Below are 778 nucleotides of genomic sequence, written 5' to 3' on the forward strand. Positions count from 1 at the left end.
TACCATGTGTATCGCCAGCTGCATCCCATCACCTCAGACTTTTTTCTTATTATAACATACCGCGAGGGCTGTTGCGAGACTTTGTCAACAGCGCCAAGTTGTCCCGAAGTTTGGCCCCGCTGCCGATCCCCACCAACTCCGTTCAGATCGCCCACTCACAAAAGTCTGAACGGAGGTACATGAGATGGCTACCATCAATCTCAAAGACTTTTACCCTTGGCACACCCAGGATGAATATATTGAAGTTTCCAATGAAGTAGCGGAAGAACTGAGAGCCAACAAGCGGTATGAGGCCGCATATCGCCGCCGTGTGACCCGCAACAAGGCACAATACTCTTTGGACTGTGACGATGGGATCGAGTATTCCGCCTGTGTCTTTGAGCCGTCCCTAGAGGAATTGGTGCTGCGGAAGGAACGGTTGGAAATGCTGTGTCGTGCGCTCAATTCCCTGTCCGAAAAACAGGGGCGGCGGGTAGAGGCCCGTATTCTCGATAGAAAGAAGCTCAAAGAGGTTGCCGAGGCGGAGAGCGTCACCCTTGATGCCGTCAGCGATTCCGTATTGAGAGGACTTGCAAATATGAGAAACTACCTGAAAGAAAACTGGTAAACATCCCCCGCATTGGCCTGATTTCTGTCCTTGGTATATGAGAGGACACTTTGGGACAACTTGGCGCTGTTGACAAATCCCAGTTTATCCTCGTTTGGGTAAATAAAAAAGACGCCCACTGGCGTCATCCGGCGTATTTTATCATCCGTTTCAGGTTCAATGCGGTCGCAG

At 50.6% G+C, this 778-nt stretch carries 2 protein-coding genes; one reads left to right on the top strand and one right to left on the bottom strand.

Annotation, left to right across the window (positions count from 1 at the left end):
* The first annotated feature begins 184 nt into the window (after window positions 1-184).
* Window positions 185-607 (top strand): sigma-70 RNA polymerase sigma factor region 4 domain-containing protein, encoded by a 423-nt coding sequence (locus ACTQ3V_RS15645; RefSeq protein WP_441468297.1) that lies wholly within the window; start codon window positions 185-187, stop codon window positions 605-607.
* Here ACTQ3V_RS15645 and ACTQ3V_RS15650 read toward each other — a convergent pair.
* Window positions 586-778: hypothetical protein (locus ACTQ3V_RS15650; RefSeq protein WP_441468298.1), on the bottom strand; the 193-nt coding region annotated here is incomplete at its 5' end. The two genes, ACTQ3V_RS15645 and ACTQ3V_RS15650, sit on opposite strands and share 22 nt — an antisense overlap.

The sequence above is a fragment of the Candidatus Agathobaculum pullicola genome, from assembly GCF_052117205.1.
Lineage (GTDB): Bacteria > Bacillota > Clostridia > Oscillospirales > Butyricicoccaceae > Agathobaculum > Agathobaculum pullicola.

What these genes read in the sequence shown, in the direction of transcription:
- ACTQ3V_RS15645 (WP_441468297.1), top strand. Translation starts at nt 185, where the DNA reads ATGGCTACCATCAATCTCAAAGACTTTTACCCTTGGCACACCCAGGAT.